General features: G+C 46.7%; 12 protein-coding genes. 5 read left to right on the forward strand and 7 right to left on the reverse strand.

Annotated features, from left to right (window positions below; translation table 11 throughout):
• Window positions 1–455 precede the first annotated feature (455 nt).
• From N2K84_RS10220 to N2K84_RS10250, 7 genes are all read right to left on the reverse strand, one after another.
• Window positions 456–2855 carry a glycoside hydrolase family 95 protein gene (locus tag N2K84_RS10220; protein WP_282591709.1) on the reverse strand — a complete coding sequence of 800 codons (2400 nt, stop codon included), beginning with the start codon at window positions 2853–2855 and terminating at the stop codon, window positions 456–458.
• 443 nt (window positions 2856–3298) lie between these two features.
• On the reverse strand, window positions 3299–5215 hold the full coding sequence (locus N2K84_RS10225) for a glycoside hydrolase family 97 protein (protein WP_282591710.1): 1917 nt from the start codon (window positions 5213–5215) through the stop codon (window positions 3299–3301).
• 198 nt (window positions 5216–5413) lie between these two features.
• The gene (locus N2K84_RS10230; protein WP_282591711.1) at window positions 5414–7093 is read right to left on the reverse strand and encodes a glycoside hydrolase family protein; all 1680 of its coding nucleotides are present in this window, start codon (window positions 7091–7093) and stop codon (window positions 5414–5416) included.
• 74 nt (window positions 7094–7167) lie between these two features.
• A complete protein-coding gene (locus N2K84_RS10235; protein ID WP_282591712.1) occupies window positions 7168–8718 on the reverse strand; it encodes a RagB/SusD family nutrient uptake outer membrane protein in 1551 nt (516 codons plus the stop codon).
• 11 nt (window positions 8719–8729) lie between these two features.
• Entirely contained in the window at window positions 8730–12035 is a 3306-nt protein-coding gene (locus N2K84_RS10240; RefSeq protein ID WP_282591713.1) for a TonB-dependent receptor, read from the reverse strand.
• 153 nt (window positions 12036–12188) lie between these two features.
• A complete protein-coding gene (locus N2K84_RS10245; RefSeq protein WP_282591714.1) occupies window positions 12189–13166 on the reverse strand; it encodes a FecR family protein in 978 nt (325 codons plus the stop codon).
• Between the two features lie 81 nt (window positions 13167–13247).
• Window positions 13248–13838, reverse strand: coding sequence for an RNA polymerase sigma-70 factor (locus N2K84_RS10250; RefSeq protein WP_282591715.1), 591 nt, complete (start codon window positions 13836–13838; stop codon window positions 13248–13250).
• A 512-nt stretch (window positions 13839–14350) separates the two neighbouring features.
• Here N2K84_RS10250 and N2K84_RS10255 point away from each other — a divergent pair.
• The 5 genes from N2K84_RS10255 (at window position 14351) to N2K84_RS10275 (ending at window position 21064) form a co-directional block, all read left to right on the forward strand.
• Window positions 14351–14983: a DUF6266 family protein gene (locus tag N2K84_RS10255; protein WP_282591716.1), complete on the forward strand. Its 633-nt coding sequence runs from the start codon at window positions 14351–14353 to the stop codon at window positions 14981–14983.
• Between the two features lie 296 nt (window positions 14984–15279).
• Window positions 15280–17712, forward strand: a complete 2433-nt coding sequence (locus N2K84_RS10260; protein WP_282591717.1) for a TonB-dependent receptor — start codon at window positions 15280–15282, stop codon at window positions 17710–17712.
• Window positions 17713–17748: 36 nt separating this feature from the next.
• A complete protein-coding gene (locus N2K84_RS10265) occupies window positions 17749–18975 on the forward strand; it encodes a DUF4374 domain-containing protein (RefSeq protein WP_282591718.1) in 1227 nt (408 codons plus the stop codon).
• A gap of 90 nt (window positions 18976–19065) precedes the next feature.
• Window positions 19066–20256, forward strand: a complete 1191-nt coding sequence (locus tag N2K84_RS10270) for a PepSY-associated TM helix domain-containing protein (RefSeq protein ID WP_282591719.1) — start codon at window positions 19066–19068, stop codon at window positions 20254–20256.
• Between the two features lie 220 nt (window positions 20257–20476).
• A complete protein-coding gene (locus N2K84_RS10275; protein WP_282591720.1) occupies window positions 20477–21064 on the forward strand; it encodes an RNA polymerase sigma factor in 588 nt (195 codons plus the stop codon).
• The last annotated feature ends 60 nt before the right edge of the window (window positions 21065–21124 follow it).

A 21124-nucleotide genomic window follows, 5' to 3' on the forward strand; every position in this document is an offset into this window, starting at 1 on the left:
TGGATATATGCCATTGGCTCGTAAAATCAACAAATCTTGAAATCTATCTGGCTATCTGACGGCCTGGTGTCACCAATGCTGAGAGCGAAAAAGAACAGGATCCGGAACCTGTCAAGGGTATAACAAGCGGTTTCGTACCAATGTCGCCCTTGACAGCACCCAAATCCTGCCCAAAACAGATAAGCCGGACGAATTTTGTCTTTTTCATCAAACCCACCATCCATATATCAACCAATATGATCTAGTTGTAATCGGTATCTTTAAAACCATTTTCCATCATAGCCACTGCCATATTTCACACGATTGATTCGCTGATATTTACTTCAAACAGACTTCAATTGATCTATCCAAAAAGATAAGAAAAAGCAGTTCTTTTTCCTGGCCAATTACTACTTAACTGAACAAGACAACCATTAGTAGCATCAAAATACCATCTATTATTCTTCTCACATTTTTTAATCAATAATTCGGTATATACCATCTTGAGAAATCTCGAAATTTTGCACTTCTCCGCCATTAATTCTATACGATCCTTTTTGCGCGGGCCGACCAAAGATCTCTGCACATTCAAAACGGCCATCTTTCCATTGGATATTGACAGTGAAGTTCCCACGCGCTTTGAGTCCGCTTACTTCTCCGTTTGGCCATGCCTCCGGAAGGGCCGGCAAAAGGTTGATGTTTCCGGTGTGACTTTGGAGCAGCATTTCCGCTATTCCGGCGGTTGCTCCAAAATTGGCATCCATCTGAAATGGCGGGTGTTGACCAAATAAGTTTGGGCTTGTGCTTTTACTTAAAACCGTATTCAAGCTCTCCCTGGCTTTTTCGGCTTCGTGCAGCCGCGCATATTGGCTTACCAGCCAGGCGGCACTCCATCCGGTGTGCCCACCACCGTTTTCAATCCGGTAATCGAGCGACTTCTTCGCAGCAGCAGCCCATTCAGGCGTTTGCTCCACGGAGATTTGTGCTCCCGGATGAACTGCAAACAGATGTGAAATATGCCGGTGTCCGGGCTCCACTTCCGGAAATGCTTCAGCCCACTCCATTAACCGGCCATCAGCGCTAATTTCAGGACCGGCGAGCTGTTCTTTCGCTTCAGCCACCTGCCGGATCAATTCATCGTCTATGCTTAGTTGGTTCGATGCCATCAGGAAGTCAGTGAAAAGCTGCCAGATCACTTGCTGGTCGTGCGCAGGCCCCATACTAATCTGGCTTCGGCTGCTGTCGGGTGCGATAAAGGTATTTTCGGGTGAAACCGCCGGCCCCGAAACCAATTTGCCAGAAACTGGATCTTCAACCAGCCAGTCGAGGTAAAAGCGGACGGACGATGCCAAGACCGGGTACATTCGTTTAAGAAAATTCTGATCACCCGTAAACGCATAATGCTCTGCAATGTGCGTACTGATCCAAGCGCCGGCTCCCGTGTGCATTCCCCAGCTCGCGGCCTCGCCCGGTGAAGTGTATCCCCAAATATTGGTGATGGGGTGAACCACCCATCCATCCAACTCATACTGCGTCTGTGCCGTCTTGGTCCCTGGTTCAACCAGCGATTCAATCAGGTCGAACAAGGGCAGGTGCATTTCGGAAAGGTTGGTAACCTCGGCCGGCCAGTAGTTCATCTCCACATTCACATCCGTGTGGTAATCACCGTTCCAGGGGGTTTGAATTTTGTTGGCCCAAATTCCCTGCAAGTTAGCCGGCAAGGTGCCGGGGCGCGAGGAGGAAATGAGCAGGTAGCGCCCATACTGGAACATCAGCTCAACTAAATGTGGATCAGACGGGTTTTGCTTGAATTGTTCAATTCGTTCGTCTGTCGGTATCGGAGCTATTTCACCGGGAGTCAGATCAAGGCCAACACGCTGAAAATAGTCCTGGTATTCTTTGGTATGGCTACGCTTTAGTTCGTCGAATGATTTGGCAGCTGCCTTGTCAAGATTTTGTTGGGTGATGGTTTCATAATCTCTTCCGGTATAATCGGGGTATTCGAGCACATGGTTGGTTGATGCGGAAAGGAGCAGGGTCACTTCGTCGGCATTTTCAACAATCATCTGATCACCCTCATAACGTACTTCACCGTTTTTGCTTACCGCCTTCAATCGGGCCATGTATTGCAAGCCGTTGCCGCCCTTTCCGTCCGAAAGTGCGCCTGCCATCACCAGTTGGTCATCTTCGGCAGAGGTTTGGTAACGTTCGGGACGGTTCATGGTGCAGGTGAATGAAATCTGCCCCGGTTGGTCTGCCGAAAAGCGGGCAACCATCACTTGGTCCGGGTAGCTGGTGAAAATTTCACGTTGATAATCCACACCATCCTGCGTGTACCGAACCCGAACGACGGCCTCATCCAAATCCAACTGGCGATGGTAGTTCTCGAAGCTAGTTGGGTTGCCATGGTCGATCCACAAATCGCCCAACGTTTGGAAACAGCCAAACGGAACTTCGGCTCCATTGCCATGGCCCGATCCGGCTCCTTTGCATACCATCGTTTGATTGGTTAGCTCGGTAGCTTCTTTATATTTGCCCTCAAAAAGTAGCTGCCGAATCTTAGGCAGGGCTGCAGCTGCCGCCGGGTTATCATTGTCTGCCGGACTTCCCGACCACATGCTTTCCTCGTTGAGCTGGATGCGTTCTTTATTGACATCGCCAAAAACCATCACACCCAACGAACCGTTGCCCAAAGGCAAGGCTTTCAGCCATTCCGGATCATCTTTCCAGCCGCTGGGATCGTCGGCAACTGAAGCATCGGCAGGCTGGTTGTACCACAGTTTGAGATTGGATTGTTTGATGTCATTGGTTGCTGATTGACAGGACCAAAGCAGAAAAATTGCAATTGCGATGAGGTGAGATTGATGGAATTTCATATGATCATTTATCTTATATGCAAGTAAAGTAAATCTAATTTGCTGTTCTGATCGTTCGTTTTTAATGTCCCGGTTAAGAAAACAGGATGCTGTCCTTCGGTTTCGAGGGTTGCTTATCCATGGCTGCCAGTATCCATTGTTCTTTGGAGGCAACAAGATTAATGTCCGGATCGAAGTATCCCTTTTCGCTTTTGTACTGATTTCCATCAGCTGTGTTAAGACCTTGGCCCTTCGCAATTAATCTGTGTTAAACTTGCACCGCCAACTTCATCAACAATTCCCTTTATCGCGTCATTATCAGTCAATGAGATCAGTTCAATATTCAACAAGTTGTCGGTAGCCAAAGTTGTCACGCTTGTATCGCTGGCTATCCCTTTCCTACCGGCTTCAGTAAATATATCTTAGTTATCAAAAATAGCTGTCCTTTCATCGTAACATCAAATCTACTGAAGCGTTATTAGGCTTGCCGCAAAACCTCCCCTGCGGAGCAACTTCACATCGACCCGACTAGTCTTATCTACTACCAAGTATTTGACAGAAAGAATTTTGTCGTGTATTCCGTCGGCGATTAGTGTAAGTTTATACTTTTGCCCGGCTTTCAGGAAATCAAAGCTTATCGTTTGGGTCTTTTCTCTATTCTCTGAATTAATCCCTCCGATATACCATGAGTCGCCCGTTTGGCGGGCAAGCATCACATCACGCCCGGGAAAACCTCCCAGAAATTTCGTGTCGTCCCATGCAGCAGGCACTTCTTTTAAAAACCACTTTGCGGCATCGGGCAAATTGAAGTAGCCCTCGGGACGGTCGGCCATGTGTTGAAGCGCTGATTCGAAGAGCACGCTAAGGGCAAGTTCGTGCCCGTACGATGTGATGTGAGGATGCTGCGAATTGGTAAAAGTAACCGGGGTATAGTCCATTGAACCTACGACATTCCGGGTAAAGGGCATTACTGAGTTATGCTCAGGGGCAGTGGTTGTCAGTTCCGGGTTATTGTTGTACCATTCGGCACCGCGAACGCCTTCGTAGGTCATCAGGTGCGGGTAAGTACGCGCCCAACCGCGTGGTACCAGGCATCCATGAAAATAAACCAACAATTCGAATTTGGCAGCATCTTCAAGAATATCGAGGTAATAATCAATCATGTATTGTTTTTCACTGAGAAAAAAGTCAACTTTTATTCCTGCAAATCCCTTCTCATGCAACCAAGCAAACTCTTTCATTCTATTCTCGTGGGTTTTCATCCGATCGACTGGAGTTGCCGTAATCCACTTATCCATACCGGAATTGTACCATATTAAAGGTTTAACACCTTTTGAAAGGGCATATTTTGCTGCGTCTTCAACGTTGCCTCCATTGGCCATTACATCCCACTCCCAGTCGAATAAAGTGTATGGCCAGTCCATAGCGGCAGCCAAATCGGTAAACTCACAAACGGTTTTAAAATCGCGGGTGCCATGATTGTCTGACCAATAGTTCCAAGACACCTTGCCCGGCTGGATCCAATCGGTATCATCTAAAACCGAAGGGCTGGAAATATCGTCCACCAATGTCGATTCAACAATATCGGATAAGCCGCCAACAATGATGACACGCCACGGCGATTTCCAGGGAAGCTTAATGGTTGGCAAGGCCTCTCCTTCGCCTTCGTGAGGATAAGGAAGGCTTACCTTGTATGAAGATTGGTCGTCAAGATTGCTGAGCTTTGTTGCACAATAGTCTCTGTCCACATCGGCCTCATGCACAAGATACCAACAAGCATTATTGCCAACATGGAAAAGCGCGGGGTAACTCCAGTTTTGTTTCGCCTGGTCATCTTTCATGTGGCTGTACAAGCCTTCGTTCGAAAGATCAAACTTTTGCAGCCAGCGTTCGGTAGTATCGGATATGACATAAGCAGTGAGTTCGTCCTGAATAGTAAATGCGCCTTCTTTTTCAGGGAATTCATACCGGAATGCAACTCCATCGTTATATGCCCTGACAATAAGGTTCATTTTAGCTTTGCCGGGATTTTCGAACGCTACCACCACTTCGTTGGCCTCATTGCTGCATAGGGAGCGTTTACCATGTATTGCGCTATAGTTTTCTTTTATAGTGGTGGGGGTTCCCGCCTTCAGAAATTTAAGGTCTTTTGAGAAACCCTGATCATTTCTGATCAGTCCCAAATTAATTCGGGGAATAACTTCTGAAAGCAGAGTATCTTTGTGGTAACTGACCTTCAAATACCATTCGCCTGTGTTGACCTGCCGGGCATTGAATAGGCTGACACTTATTTTTTGATTTGGGGAAGTAACCGTCAACTTCTGAGAAACCGCAGACATCGCGATTAGAAGCAAGAATGCTGTAAATAGTTTTGTTTTCATTTTATTAGTTGCTAGTGACTGCATTGAACGTCATTTTTTTCATCGCAAGTTGGACCACACTATACAGGTAACCTCTCCATGTCTCTGATTGTGGTGGCCTTTGCGGATAATATGACAAGAAAGATTTAGCGTTAGATTTCTGTGGTAAAACAAGAACCGATTTTGCCAGATTTTCATGAGTCTTTGTTTTAATTCTGGCTATTTGTTGCTTATTTCGTGTGTTTTCAATTTTCCGGTTAACGTTTCAGTATTTTGGCCTTCGGTTTCGATGGTTACTTTCACCTGGCTTTCGGTATCCGGCACAAAGTTTTTGTTGTTGACCAACTGAACCATTATCTTTCCAAAAGGCTCGAGTTCAGGAATCTCCCCGGAAGCAACCATATTGGACTGCCCGTCCAACAGCTGTTCAATCTTAACCGAACTGACTTTGGAGCGTACCTGTCCAAAATTTTGAATTTCAACCTGCAATTTACAACCCGCCTCCAGCTTATCAGCAACCGGCAACCGAGCCGACAGAGCGGGCTCATTGTAATTGAGCCACGGCAGCCGGGCATAGGCAAACAGCAACTGTCCCTGGCTGGTTTTACCTAACAGCTTGGCTACAAAATTATCCTCCGACAGTCCGTTTCCGGCTCCTTCGAATACTAGAATTAAGTTAACACCTGCTTTTTCGGTTCGAACCAATTTGCTGCCCCGTCCAAAGTTAACTTCCTCGGACGCTCCAAAATGTAACGAGCTTAAATCAATATCCGAATGAGGATCAAATCCTTCTTCAGCCTGAACTTGAAGCCGGATTTCAGGTGTATCCGGACCAATCTTCTCTTTGTTCAGAATGGTGATGAGCTTGCCAGCCGTTAAAGGGATACTGATATTTTTTGAACTATGCCGATCGTTGGGCTTGTCTTCAAATTTCAAGGTATCAATCACTGCAAAATTTGCCTGTATCGCCCGGCCGTATTCATCCTGAAGGATTTTAATTCGCTCATATTTAAACCAATCCTCTGTGGTTCCATCCTCGTAGTTGGTAATCCCTGGAATGTAGGCTTCTCCTGGATCAATTTTCCAGTGAATCCCATCCTTTGAGCGCAAATAATACGCGATCCGGCCATACCAGTCGTTTACAATCATGTGATATTGAATGTTTGTCTTCCAAATAACTGGATCTTCAAAACGTCCATCAACATCGGGATAAACGCGCTGATCCGTGACCTGATGATACGGAGATATGCCGTCTTTACTGAACCAGATTCCGCCACCCCGGCACACCATGATAAACGAACCGTCTTCACGCTTGGCAAAAGACAGGTTGGAAAGCCCCTCTATGATAGGCCGGTCACGGTTGTCAAATTCAAATTTGTGATAACTCCAGGGGCTCTCCATACTTTCGGCAATATAATATCCATCAATCACATAAATCACAATCCGGCCATCTTCCAAGCGGAAAGCCTCCGGATTATGTCCTTTGCCGATAATTGCTTCAACCCGGTATGGGCCAATCGGATGATCGGAACTGGCTTTTACCACGATGGAATTCGGCCATTCACCGTGCCCTTTGGGAGAATCCTCACGCCAACGGCAAACAAAAAGATGGTAGTTGCCATCCTTTCCTTTCAGCACGTTGCCGCCCCAGTAGGACCATTCGCTATCCTCAATGCCGTTGTCAATGTATCGGGGAACGACATTCTTGCCTCCCCATCTATCGTCTGTTAACTCTCCAACAACGGGGATTGGGAGAAAGCGATCCATAAAGCGGCCGCCAAAAACTAAGTTACTCCACTCGGCGGGTCGCTCTGTTTGTTTAAATTGAGCATTGGACTGCCACGACACTCCAACAAGAACAACGAATAAATAGATTTTTTGAAGTATTTTTCTTTTCATTTTGATGCTGTTTAAGCCAGATGAAAGAGTAGGAGACGAGAAAGAAATCCTCTCTCGTCCCACTGCTTTATTGACTATTGATAATCAGGGTTCTGGATTAGAACTCCTTGACTTTTATCAATTTCGCTTTGGGGCAACGGCCAGTGATAGAACCTGTCCTCCCAGTTATATTCAACCAAACCATCCGTAACATTATTCAAAACATCCCCGGCAATGTGCCATCTTTTTAAGTCGAAATAGCGCAGACCTTCAAAAGCCAATTCAATTCGGCGTTCATGGCGAATCCGTTCGCGCATTTCTTCTTTACTCAAACCTGCCGGGTAGGGTGGCATATCAACCCGTGCCCTCAGGTCTTCCATTGCCTGATACACAGATGCATCCGGTCCGGCAATTTCATTTTGGGCTTCAGCATACATTAACAGAACCTCTCCTAAACGAAGAACGACGGAGTTCTGTTGGCTAAGTGTTGAATATCCAATAGGGGTATTTTCCGGGCAAAGGAATTTTTTCAACCCGTAACCTGTTGGCCTGCTGTTGGTAGGAAAATGTATATTCCCATCTCCCCAGTCAGGGTGGTCGACAAATACCGTTTTATTTAACCGCGGATCCCTATTTTCAAACGGATTATCCTCATCGGTAAGTGGGGACACTCCCCATGGAAGGCCATCGCTACACTCAAAAGCATCGATGAAACTTTGCAGCGGACTCACAATTATCCAGTCCCCATATATTAAATCGGTGCCATAGGCCGGTACATTATCAGGAGCAAGGTAGTTCACAGCATAAATGATTTCCTTATTGCCACTTTGCCCTTTATCCTGAAAAAGATCCTCGAAAACGGGGCTTAACTCGTATTTCGGCATAATATCCAGGCACAGATCCCTTACCTGACCCAAAAGGTTGTTGTCCGGTACCCCGGTTGAGCCGTAAGCTTCATAAATTAACACCCGTGCCTTAAGCGCTTGAGCTGTCGATTGTGCGACGTGCCCTGTGTTGACGTAGTACGGAACGGTATTCAGGTTAGCAATGGCATAATCCAAATCTGTCAAAACTTGTTCGTAGATCTTATCTTCGGACACCTTAGCCTGTAACTGATTTTCAAGAGTTAAAGGTTCAAGAACAAGAGGAACATCGCCGTAGGTGCAATACAATTGGAAATAATAGTAAGCTCTAAAGAAACGAACTTCTGCCTCAGCAATCTTCTTCTCGGCATCTGACATATCCGAGCCTTCATATTGGCCCAGCTGGCCGAGGAAAATATTGATACGGGCAATTGCCTGATAACTGAGTGAATATACCACTGATTGATAGCCTCCGGTTGTTGATGTGATATCTCCGGCAACAATATTCTTCGTATTAAAGTAGTTATGCTGACCGAAGCTATTGTCAGTCAGATTATCCCAGTTCGGCAAGTGATAAGCCCAAACTCCGCCTGGGTAATTATCCCAGGAAGCACCAGTTGTATTTATGCCGTATATGGCTGTCAATGCCATTTCGAAATCTCCTTTTGACTGCCAAAACGTACTGGAAGAAATCTGATCCAAAGGTTGTCTGTCCAGATAATCGCTACATCCACCGAAAAAGAGGACTGATATGAAGATGATGAGTATTTTATATCGTTTCATGATTCAAAATTTTAAAATTTAACATTCAACCCGAAGGAATAAATCTTATTCTGAGGGTAGTTAACAAACGATCCGCTTCCTCCCCGTTCTGGATCCAAACCCGGATAGTCGGTGATAGTAAATAAATTGTCTCCCGAGAAATAAATTCGTAATTGTTTCAGTCCAATTTGTTGGGTCAGCTGATTAGGCAGCGTATAACCAACTGTTAAATTTTTCAATCGTAAGTAAGAACCATCCTGAAGGTACCATGTCGATCTTCGGCTTATACGTTCCGGAGCGCCCCATCCCCAGTAAATCCGTGGCATCGTGGTTGAAGGATTCTCTTCTGTCCAGCGATTTCTCCAGTCGGTGGTCGGAGGGGCACCCTGAACAAAGGGTATTGTACCCCAACCATCCACGTAGTATTTCACATTATGGACACCCTGCAATTGGGCTGATAAATCAAATCCTTTCCACGTGGCACTAAAATTCATAGAATAGTTAAGGGCAGGGTAACGTCCTTTTATAGGAACCCGGTCATCGTTGTCAATTTTTCCGTCTTTGTTGGCATCTTTAAATTTTAAGTCACCCGGTACTGTAGCATCATTGAACTGTTTGGGAGAATTGGCAATTTCTGTAGTTGACTGGAAAATGCCAATTTGTTCAAGCATATAGAATGTGTCCCATTCATAGCTTTCTTCTCTCAGGTAATATCCACTGATTTCCCGTGCGCCAAAATCAACCAGCTTATTTTTGTAGTGATCGGCATTCAAACCAATACGATAGTTTAAACCTGCAAAATATCCACCTTTTAGATGATTCTGATACTGAAGGGTGGCTTCAATACCTGTATTCTCCATCGTTCCGTTATTAATGGTTGGTGGATTGAGTCCTACTACCCCGGTAACCTGAGAGCCTCTCAATATATCTGTAGTTCGTTTCTTGTACCAATCTAAAGTAAGGCTTAATCCATTGAAAGCGGTCACGTCCAATCCAAAATCCAGAACACTGGTTGACTCCCAGCGAATCTTTTCATTTGAAAGAGACTGTTGGGCAACCCCTGAGCCCAAACTTGCATCATCGAAAGAATAGTTGCTGGATAAAGCAAGCATCGATTGATAAGGATATAGACCAATATTCTGGTTTCCTAACTCACCATATGAACCACGCAACTTTAGGTTATTTAACCAGGAGGCGTTCAGACTTTTCATAAAATTCTCTTCATTGATCCGCCATCCTGCAGAAAATGAAGGGAAAGTTCCCCAGCGCGAATCTGATGCAAAGCGAGAGGAACCGTCACGACGGATGTTGGCCTCGAACAAATAGCGATCCTTATAATTGTAATTCAAGCGTCCAAAAAATGACATAAGCGCCCATTCATTCTTTGTTCCGTTGGCTTGTTGGACTGAAGGACTACCGGCATTCAACTGGCGAAGGATATCACTCGGATACTCTTTCCGGTATCCTCTCAGGTATTGGTAAATGTTATCTTCGATGCTGTAACCTCCCTGTATAAAAAAGTTATGGTCTCCCAATTTCTTTTCAAGACTCAGGTAGGTGTACAGGTTTTGATACACATTTTGATCATCTTGCACAACTAAACCCGCGCCTCCCACATCAAGCAACGTCATATAATCACCTGTGTGGAAGTTGTACAATGGAACCTGAGGCCGGAAATCGTCAAATTTACTGAAATCGAGATTTGTAGCTGCCTTGGTGTACCATTTCAGGTTTTTGGTCAGCTCAACATCTAACCAACCCTGCAAGGTAATAGCATAATCGGTCGTATTTTGAAATACCTTTTCATCTATAATGGCGATCGGGTTTTTGTTGTTGTATTCAAAATCGTAGGCTTTAAATGTATATCTGCCACTGCCATCAGGCAAATAAGGCCCATATGTAGGTGGTTGGGCCATGGCTGCAACAAAAGAATCTTGCGAACCTGACCTTGGACCAGAGCGTTCACCCTTCTTCACCGACATACTGCCGCCGAATTTGATTTTTTCGTTCACCATAGAGCTTATATTGAACCGGGTATTGAATTTTTCATAATCAAATCCTTTCATTACACCCTCTTGGTTCACGTAGCCCAGGGAGATATTGAATTTAGTCGATTTACTTCCTCCGCTGAAAGCTAAGTTATGAGTCTGGGTTGGTGCCGGGCTAAAGATTAAATCCAACCAATCTGTATTCGGATACAAATTCCTATCTGTAGCATTCCGATAAGCGTCAATCATTTCTTGCGAATACAATGAAGAATTCAGCCCTGAATTTAAGCGAGCTTCATTGTATAGCTCCATATACTCAGCAGAATTTGTGACAAGGTTATACATCTTTGTTGGTTTATGTATCCCATAATTACCACTGTATTCCATGTTGATTTTTCCTTCTTCACCTGTTTTGGTTGTCACCAAAATTACACCGTTAGCGGCCCTGGACCCGTAAATAGATGCCGAAGCCGCATCTTTCAGGACAGAAACGCTTTCAATGTTATTTGGATTTAAATCAGACAAATCGCCTTGAATCCCATCAATCAGAACTAATGGATCAGAACCGGCACTACTGAAGGTTCCTGTTCCTCTAATCCTGATCGAGATACCTTCATTGCCAGGCTCGCCCGAATTTTGAGTAATCTGAACACCAGGCATCAACCCCTGTATCATGGATGCCGCATTTGTCACCGGCCGTTTTACTATATCCTCACCGCTAACTGAAGCAATGGCACCAGTCAGGTTAACCTTTTTCTGCGTACCGTAACCTACGGCAACCACTTCTTCCAGACCAATGGTTTCTTCCGTTAGGGTGACACTAATTTCCCGTTTTCCGCCTACCGGGATCTCTTGCGCCTTCATCCCCACAAATGAAATCTGCAACACCGCATCTGACGGAACATTACTCAGGTTGTAATTCCCGTCAACATCGGTAATCGTGCCTGCTGTGGTTCCTTTCACCACTACAGTTACCCCGGGAAGGGGTTGCCCGGAAGAGTCGGTCACTTTACCACTCACGTTGGCAGGTTGCTGCGATTGATTCATTTTTACTCCGGCACGAAGGATGACTTGCCGGCCAATAATCTCATAATTAACGTTTTTATCCCGAAAAATCTCATCCATTACGGTTTGGATCGGCGCATTGCTTACGTCGATAGAAACTTTTGAATTTACATCTATCTCTTCGTTAAAAAAGAAGCGGAATTCGCTTTTGTCTTCAATTTCACGAAGCACGGTAACGATCTTTTCATTTTGGTACTCCAGGCTGAGCTTGGTGTTCTGGGAGTACAAGTCGGCAGCTAAACTGCTGAAAACCGTAAGCATGATTAGTAACAGGGTCAGTTTCATACGTCTTAGGTTTTGATAAAGAAATGGCCTGATGCCATTACTACATCGTTTTTTTTCCATAATTTTACAATTTGAAGTGAGTAATTTGATTTGAATCAGGTTATTCGAAAAAAGGCAGGATCTCGCACATCCTGTCTTTTTGTTTCTTGCTGATTAGTTGGTACTTATTTTTAATATTCCTTGTTTTTGATCATAGGCATAAGTTATAGGTTTGGTCATTTGAATGTAGGCCATGACTTCGGTGACTGTTTCGTTATAAATTGTCCCGGTAAACCGGATCGGGGCCAGCTGCTCATCCAGCGAAATCTGTATGCCGAAGTGGCGTTCCAATCTTTTCGTCACTTCGCTTAAAGGTTCGTTCTCAAACGAAATAAAGCCGTTCTTCCAGCTGATGGCCTTTTCGGTGTCCACCGCCTCAACGATCAGTTCCCGCCTGGCTGTGAGGCTAAGTTGCTGGCCGGGCGCCAGAAGCTGCTCCTTGTCTTCGGTATTAAATTGGATTTTCCCTTCTACCAGGGTGGCTTGAAAATCCAGGTTGTCATAGGCTCTCACGTTAAACGAAGTGCCCAGCACGCGGATGTCGCCGTAATCAGATGAAACAATGAAGGGCGCCTTTCCTTTCACCACTTCAAAGAAGGCCTCACCGGTTAGGCTGACCTCCCGGCTGTTTCCGGCAAATTGTTGCGGAAAACGGAAGGTGGTGCCGGAGTTGAGCCACACCCGCGAGCCATCCGGAAGGGTCAGTTCGGCCTTTTCGCCGTTGGGCACCCGGATTTCGGCAGTCGTTGTTTCTATACCGGAAATACTGCCCGGCCCGCTCGTGATTAGTTGTCCGAGATAGATGCCCAGTGCAAAAATGACCAGCAGGATGGCTGCATACCGCATCACGGTTGAAATCTTCAGCATCCGGCCCTTTGCGGCGGGCTGCTTCTGGCGGAACTTGTGATAGGAGGCTTCGATTTGTTGTTTGCCCATCTTCGTCTGGGAGGCCGACAAGGCCCAGGCATTTTTCAAGTCTTCATATTGCTTGCGTAAAGCCGGATCCTGGCCAATTTCTTTCAACACCTGTTCCCGCTGTGCGGCATCCAGGTTCCCGGAGATGAGTTCAATGAGTTGTTTTTCCTTTTCCATAATTTCGTACTTCGGTTATATAATCCACCGAAAACGAAATACCCTTGCCCGGTTGGCAATTTTTTTGAAAAAAAATGAAAATCAGCGAACGAGCAGGAAGCCCAGCAGCGGCAAATAATCTTTCAGGTTTATTTTAAATAGCTTGATGGCCTTGGTGATATGGCCTTCCACCGTTTTAACCGAAAGACCCAGCTCATCGGCAATCTCGCGGTTTTTCTTGTGGACGAAGCGACTCAGCTCGAACACCTGCCGGCATTGCGGCGGCAGCTGTTCCAGGGTGGCCTGTACCAGATGCTCAATCTCGGAAAAATCGCTTTCGGTGGTTTCCAACCGCATCAAAGCCCCGGCATTCAGCTCCAGCTCCAGCGGATGAAAGCTGGGCGACTGCAACAGCCGTTGCCGGTAGCGTTCGTCACGCAGTTTTTTCAGGCTGTTGTTCTTGGCCAGGGTGTACAGGTAGGCATTCAGGTTGCTGTCAACCTGCAAATCGGACCTCTTCTGCCACAGGGTCAGAAAGGTGTCGTGCACCACATCTTCGGCCACCTCGTGGTGCGGAAGATATTCAAGCACAAAATAATACAGTCGGGGGTAGAAATGCTGATAAACAACCTTGAAGGAAGTTTCATCTCCCGTCAGCAGCAAGTGGAAAAGTTGTTTATCATTTTTTGTCATCAGGGTTTAGTAAGGTTGACAAACAAAAATAGCAAAAAATATGGGTAGTGCCACCCGGGGCTTTCCAGACAGGGAAATCGTCTTTAAAATATCGTTCACTCTTTCCAAGAACACAAGCGTTTAAAGTTCCTGATGCATAAGGCATTCCCGGGATATGCAGGGTAGTTGATATAGGCGGTTAGCCATGGTCTGGCCTGTTGGTCACGACGTGTCGTGACCGTACCTGGCTTTTTTGTTTGGAGATATTTCGGATTTATTCCGGTGTGTAGGGCCACGGTACGCCGTGGCTGACAGGATGGTACTGACCTTGAAGGGGGAGTTTTCGATCTTCTGTGGGAAAGAATAGCAGCTTAAATTATTAAAAGCGGTTTCCCTGTGCTCTCCCGCTTGACAATGCCCGGATAAAGTTCTAACTTTATACTAAGTTTATTTTTACTTTCTGTTAGGTTTCTGTTATCTAACTAAGAAAAAGTAAAGAGAAAAATTGCGTAAATGATGTAATAATTACGAATATGGCCCGAACCAAATCCTTTCCAGGACTCTACCTGAGTGGAAAAATAGGCAACCTGGTATTTGTACCGTATGGTGACGAAGTGATTGTGCGCAGCTTGCCCGAACGCCGGAAACCCGGCAGCTGGAGCGAAAAGCAACAGCAGCAGCGCAAGCGGTTCCAGGCAGCGCGGGTTTTTTACAATTCGGTTCGCGAAAGCGTGGTGATCCCGATCTGGAAACTATCGGCTACGAAAAAGCTGACGGCCTACAACTTGTTTCTGAAAGCCAACCTCGGAGCTTTCGACAAAAACGGCGAGCTGGCTGATTATTCGCGCCTGCACTTCTCGACGGGTCCTTTGCCGCAGCCCCAGCAGCTGACGGCTGCACGAAGTGCCGATAACTCCAGTCAGGTTGTTTTATGCTGGAACCCGGAAGCCCAATCCAAGGCCGAATCAGCCGGTGATGAATTGCTCTGTATGTGGGCACGAGAAGGGCAGCTCCTCGGGCCCATAGCGACCGGCAGCATCCGGAGCGAGGGACAAAGTATCCTCGAGCATCCTTCTGTGGAGGGCGGGGAGAGCTGGAACCTGTATCTTTTCTTCCGGAATAAAAACCACACCAGCTATTCGGATGATAAGCACTTTCAATTGTAACAACCCTTTCCCGAAAACCCATTTAGGCGCCAAACACCCGATTTAGCTGCTACTTCCCGAGTGTCGTTGTTTTCTTTTTCAGTGACACAATCCGGAATTAGCTTTCATTGATACGCCAATTCGTTTGCTTCACGATTTGCTACTTCAAGGTAAGTTTTTTCCAAAAACACGGTGACCAGAGGCTTCAGAATCCCAACAAATGGGGATTGCCAACCCCGCCCGCCCACTCTACTTTTGCCCACATCGAACCGGAGGAATGTAGCAGTCCGGGAAATCGATGCATTATCAATTAAAACATGGCAACATTGAAATTATTGAATATCAGGGAAAAGCTGATTCGGGTAACTCTGACCTTAATTGTCGTAATGACAATCGGGGATCTGGCTCACGGTCAATCTGAAAGGAGCAGCATTTCTGGTGTAATCCGGTCGAATACCGGGGAGAGTCTGCCCGGAGTGAATGTGCTGCTGGTACATCAGCAAAAAGGAACAGCCACCGACATTGACGGCAGTTTCGGGTTTCGTGAATTATTGCCGGGAAGCTATTTGCTCCAGACCAGCTGCATGGGCTTTGAGCCGGCGCACAAGGAAATTGAGCTGCAAGCTGGCCAGGAACTGAAGGTGGAGTTGCACTTGCAGGAGGAAACCTACACCCTGAATGATGTGGTGGTGAACGGGAAGTCAGCTACCCGTCGGGTGATTGAGCAAGCCTATCAAGTAGCTTCGGTATCGACCAAAGAACTGTTCAACAGCACAGCGGATGCCAAAGCCGTGATCAACCGCATCTCGGGTGTCCGCATTCAGGAAGATGGCGGACTGGGTTCGGACATCAACTTCACCCTGAACGGTTTCTCGGGCGACCAGGTGAAATTTTTCATGGACGGCATTCCGATGGACAATTTTGGTTCGTCGCTCGGCCTGAGTGACCTGCCGGTGAACCTGATCGAACGCATCGACGTGTACAAAGGGGTGGTGCCCGTTTGGTTAGGCACCGATGCCCTGGGGGGCGCCGTGAACATCATCACCAACCGGAACCCCGCTTACTTCGATGCCTCTTACTCAATCGGTTCGTTTCACACACACCGGGCATCGGTAAACGGGGCGTGGACCAACCCGCAAAACGGGTTTACCTTTCGCGCCAACGCCTTCCTGAATTATTCGGACAACGATTACAAGGTGCTGGCGGAAATTGTGCGCAACAATGTGATTGTCGATACGGCTGAAGTACGCCGGTTTCACGATCGCTACCGTTCGGGCACCGTCAAAATTGAAACCGGGGTAGTCAATAAAACCTATGCCGACAACCTGCTTTTCGGGCTTATTGCTTCGGCCAGCGACAAACAAGTGCAACACGGGGCCACCATGAGCACTGTTTACGGGGGCATCATGCGCAACAGCCAATCGCTGATCCCCAACCTGCGCTTCAACAAAAAGAATTTGTTCACCGACGGGCTGGATGTCAGCCTGTACAGCGCCTTTAGCCTGAACGAGTCGCAGGTAACCGACACCCTGCGCGGGGTGCGTTACAACTGGCTGGGCGAGGCCACTGTCACCACGACCGGCGACGGAGAGGTATCGAATGACGGTGAATACTTCCGGACCTTTACTACGTTGGATGAAAAAGAATGGACCAATCAGCTGAATGTGGGCTATGCGCTGAGCACACGAAGCTCGCTGGCACTGAATTATGCTTTCAGCTATTTCCACCGCAAAGCCTTTGATGCGGAAAACCCTGAACTGGCGGACAGCAAGTTCCCGAAGTCGCTGACCAAAAACGTGTTGGGCCTGGCTTACAAGTTCGATTTCAACGGGAGGTGGAGCATGACCGCTTTTGGGAAAACCTTTCTTACCCGGGCAAAAACATCCAAAGAATTTGACTTTGCGCTGGAAACCCAGCGCGTGGAAGCGGTCAAAAATTACCAGCATAATGTTGGGTACGGACTTGCTTCAACCTATTTCATCTTGCCGGAGCTTCAGGTAAAGGCATCGTACGAACACAGTTCGCGGATGCCCATGCCGGAGGAAATTTTTGGCGATGGCTTGTTTATCGATGCCAACCCAGATTTGGGGCCGGAGCAAAGCGACAATTTCAATTTAGGAGCCGAGTACCGGTTCCGGATGAAAGCATCTGAGTTTGCTTTAGGCAGCAGTTTTATTTACCGCGAAGCTGACGATTTGATCTACACCGTTGTGACCATTGCCAGCCCGAAAACCCGCTACGACAACCTGAATAAAACACGGGTGCTCGGAGTGGAAGGAAACTTCCTGTACCGTTACCAGGAATGGTTCCGGTTGGGTGGAAATGTAACCTTTCAGGATATCACCGACCAGGCAGCATTCATCCGGAATGATTCCTATACCGGTTCGGGCTGGCAGAAAAACTATCACTACGGATACCGCCTGCCCAACAAACCCTACTTTTTCGGAAGTGTAAATGCCGGTCTTAGCTTCGCCCGCGTAGGAGCTCCCTCTTCGAGCTTGAACCTGAACTACTTCTTCAATTTTGTGGAGAAATATTTTTTGACCTGGACCGAAATGGGTTCGTCCAACAACAACTATGTTATTCCTCGCCAAACAACACACGACCTGGAAGTGAGTTACAGCATACAGAACGGCAAGTACAATATTTCGGCCGAGTGCCGCAATATGCTCGATGCCCGGGTGTACGACAAATATTACCTGCAAAAGCCGGGTCGTTCATTTGCTGTTAAGCTGCGTTACACGCTTTAAATAAATTGATTGAATAACCCATAAAATTTATACCACATGAAATTTTTAAATGACATTTCGAAACGAACTTTGCTGTCGTTATTAATTGGTTCAACGGCGCTGTTCACAGCCTGTACAGATAAAGAATCGGAAGAAGAATACACCGGCAACGATGCCTTTGTGCTCACGCTGGCCTATGCCGGGGCCAATTTCAACTACGATTATTATACCGTCCGCTTTGATGATATCATGAGCGGAAGCCTGTCGGCTGTTGGAAAAGGTTACCACCAGCTGGGCTATTTTTCGTACGACAAGATAGGCGATCAGATCTTCTCTACCGGTGGGTTGGGAACAGCCGGAATTGTCAGATTGACGAAGGGAGCTGATGGTTCGATCCGGGAAGTTGGAGGAGGCTTATCGTTCGACAACAGCTTGCAGGATGTTATTGAAGCAGAAGACCAAAAACTGGTTGGTGTTGAAATCTCATCCAACTCGGATGTGGTGAAACTTCACATCATGGAACCGGGAAGCGTAACGGTAAGTACTACAAAATCCATCGCGGTTTCTAATTTGACCACCGTTTCCGGCCCCAGCTATTCGGGCATGGTACAAAGCGGCAATTACCTGTACCTGAGCTATTACATCAGCGACCCCACCACCTATGCAACACCAAGCACCGACCAGGCACAGGTGGCCGTTTTTAGCTACCCTTCCCTGGAGTTTGTGAAAGTGATGACCGATGACCGTACCGGTCCGATTGGCGGTTTCGGCACCAAATCGGGACTGATTAAAGATGATAGCGGCAATGTTTACGCCCTGTCGCACAGCAATCCGGCCAATGGGTTCAGCCAGTTTACGCGGGAACCAGCTATTTTACGAATCAACCGTAACGGCACTGAGTTTGACCAAAACTACCTGTTCAGCTTTAACGATGTTGCCGAAGGAAAAACTACTGCCCACCTGATCTACCTGGGCAACGGGAAGGTATTTGCCGAAATGAATACCTCCGATCGCAGTGAACAGTCCACCTGGTCGGATGCTCCGCTTCGTCCGGCAGTACTTGATCTGAACCATAAAACCATCAACTATATCAGCAACATTCCCGAGCATACCGGTATTGGCCGAACGCTGGCATCAACTGCTTTGTACGACGGCAACTATATTTACATGAGCATTCCGGAAGAAGTAAGCACTTACATTTACCGGATTGACCTGACCAATTACACCGCCATTAAAGGCGCTGAAGTGGAAGCAAACTTCGTTGCAGGATTTTTCAAACTATAACCAATAGCATTGCACCAACTCAATACCGGTTTTATCCTGATGGATAATTCCGGTATTGCCCCATTTTTAAATCATCATAACAGGTACAAAATGAGTTTATTAGGAAACAAGGCGAGACAGCTTAGCCGATGGCTCCACCTTTGGCTGGGCTTAACTTCCGGATTAATCGTTTTTATTGTCAGCATCACCGGTTGCCTCTATGTTTTTCAAACGGAAATTAAAGATGCACTGGAGCCCTGGCGCTTTGTGGAGGCGCAGGACAGGGCTTTTGTTCCGCCAAGCCAGTTGGTCGATACGGCGCTGGTCTATATGCCGGGGAAAACGCCCACCGGCCTGACTTATGAAGATGAGACGGGAGCAGCTGCTGTTGGTTTTTACTATACGGAGAACGATAAGCTCGACTTTGGCGTTGTATTTATGAATCCGTATTCCGGTGAGTTCATCCGCAAGCAGGAAGCCGTGTTGCATGGTAGTTTCGATTTCTTCCAGTTTATCATGAAAGGACACCGTCACCTGTGGCTGCCCGAAGCAATCGGTAAAAGGGTAGTGGGAATTGGCGCCTTGATTTATGTTGTTCTACTCATCACCGGACTCATCATGTGGTGGCCCGCGAGCTGGAAAAAGAAGTACCGTGAACGAAGCCTCCGGATTAACTGGAAGGCTGGATTTAAACGTTTGATTTTTGATTTACACAGTGTTTCCGGATTTTACATCCTGATTTTTGTGCTCATCATTGCCTGCACCGGTTTGATCTGGAGCTTTAAATGGTTCGAAAATTCGGTGTACTACCTGGCTTCCGGAGGTGAAATAAAGGCTGCACACACGCATCCGCATTCTGATGTTTCGAAGGCTGCCCTGGCGGTGAGCGATAGCATCCCTGCCATTGACCGTGCCTGGTACCTGACGCTTGCCCAAAACCCAAATCCGGAGCGAATCTACATGACTCCTCATTTAGCGGAAGAAGATGAATCGATCGAGATTTTGGTGTTCAACAAAAAGGGAAAGTTCTATCACCACGACGAGTATTTTTACGACCGTTATACCTTGGAGCCTTTGGCAACAGAAAAGTTCGTCGATGCCAATGCGGCCGATAAGCTCGACCTGATGAATTACGACATTCACACCGGCGCCATTCTGGGTTTACCCGGAAAGATTTTGGCATTTATCGTCAGTTTAATCAGCGCCAGCTTACCGGTAACCGGTTTCCTGGTTTGGTTCAATAAGCGAAAAGCACAGCGTAAACTCCGGTATTCATTGGCGGGGCAGCAAGGAAAAAGATAAAGGCATCCCGGGGAATTTCTTATTTAGGTCTTTTCGGTAAGGGACGTTCTTTTTATGTCGGTTCACCGGATTGGAACAAGCTGGCTTGTACAATTCAAGTTTTAGTCATAATTTTAAAATTCTGATTTGAGCTTGTTTTGTTTTTCAAACCCTTCTGTAAGTAGCTAATTTTGTGAGTATCCGGCAAAGTATCATAACACAAAGGTCTGTCTGGGAAAGAATGAAGAAAGGAGATCAAGCAGCACTGGCTGACCTTTTCTCCTGTTATTACCCGGATTTGTACCACTATGGCTTAAAGATCCTTCACTTACCCGATTTGATCGACGACTCGATCCAGGATGTGTTTATCCGGATCTGGGAAAAAAGAGGTACCCTTGGAGAAGTTCTAAATCCACAAGCCTACCTGATCAGCTGTTTGCGGCGTAAATTGTTCGAAAATAAAGAGAAATATTTCGGACACGACCTTCCGGACACGACTGATGTCGAAACCCAGGCGGCTTTCCTCTTCGAACCAGCCGAATTTATGGAGGTGGAGGAAACAACGGAGCAACTTCGACAGTCCATGATTCGGGCGATAAACAGGCTTCCCGAACGGCAACGCGAACTGATATTGCTACGCTTTTATAACAATTTGCCTTACCGCGAAATTGCTCTGATTATGAATATTAACGAGCAAAGCGTTAAAAATTTGATGCAACGGGCCCTTACCCACCTGCGCCTTCACACCAACCGGCAACTACAGGAAGGAGTGGATTCTCTGAAAGATCTCAGGCTAACGCTTTTTGTATTTTTTCGAAAAAAAAATTAGAGATTACCGGGTACCTTTTTTACTTTTTACTCTCTATTCAAGTAAAGAGCAGAAAAGCCC

The organism is Gaoshiqia sediminis (assembly GCF_025907915.1).
Classification (GTDB): Bacteria; Bacteroidota; Bacteroidia; order Bacteroidales; family Prolixibacteraceae; genus Gaoshiqia; species Gaoshiqia sediminis.

Coding starts and splice junctions, on each gene's coding strand:
- N2K84_RS10245 (WP_282591714.1), bottom strand. CDS start 13,166: ATGGAAAAGGAAAAACAACTCATTGAACTCATCTCCGGGAACCTGGAT.
- N2K84_RS10250 (WP_282591715.1), bottom strand. CDS start 13,838: ATGACAAAAAATGATAAACAACTTTTCCACTTGCTGCTGACGGGAGAT.
- N2K84_RS10255 (WP_282591716.1), top strand. CDS start 14,351: ATGGCCCGAACCAAATCCTTTCCAGGACTCTACCTGAGTGGAAAAATA.
- N2K84_RS10235 (WP_282591712.1), bottom strand. CDS start 8,718: ATGAAACGATATAAAATACTCATCATCTTCATATCAGTCCTCTTTTTC.
- N2K84_RS10225 (WP_282591710.1), bottom strand. CDS start 5,215: ATGAAAACAAAACTATTTACAGCATTCTTGCTTCTAATCGCGATGTCT.
- N2K84_RS10230 (WP_282591711.1), bottom strand. CDS start 7,093: ATGAAAAGAAAAATACTTCAAAAAATCTATTTATTCGTTGTTCTTGTT.
- N2K84_RS10220 (WP_282591709.1), bottom strand. CDS start 2,855: ATGAAATTCCATCAATCTCACCTCATCGCAATTGCAATTTTTCTGCTT.
- N2K84_RS10240 (WP_282591713.1), bottom strand. CDS start 12,035: ATGAAACTGACCCTGTTACTAATCATGCTTACGGTTTTCAGCAGTTTA.
- N2K84_RS10275 (WP_282591720.1), top strand. CDS start 20,477: ATGAAGAAAGGAGATCAAGCAGCACTGGCTGACCTTTTCTCCTGTTAT.
- N2K84_RS10270 (WP_282591719.1), top strand. CDS start 19,066: ATGAGTTTATTAGGAAACAAGGCGAGACAGCTTAGCCGATGGCTCCAC.
- N2K84_RS10265 (WP_282591718.1), top strand. CDS start 17,749: ATGAAATTTTTAAATGACATTTCGAAACGAACTTTGCTGTCGTTATTA.
- N2K84_RS10260 (WP_282591717.1), top strand. CDS start 15,280: ATGGCAACATTGAAATTATTGAATATCAGGGAAAAGCTGATTCGGGTA.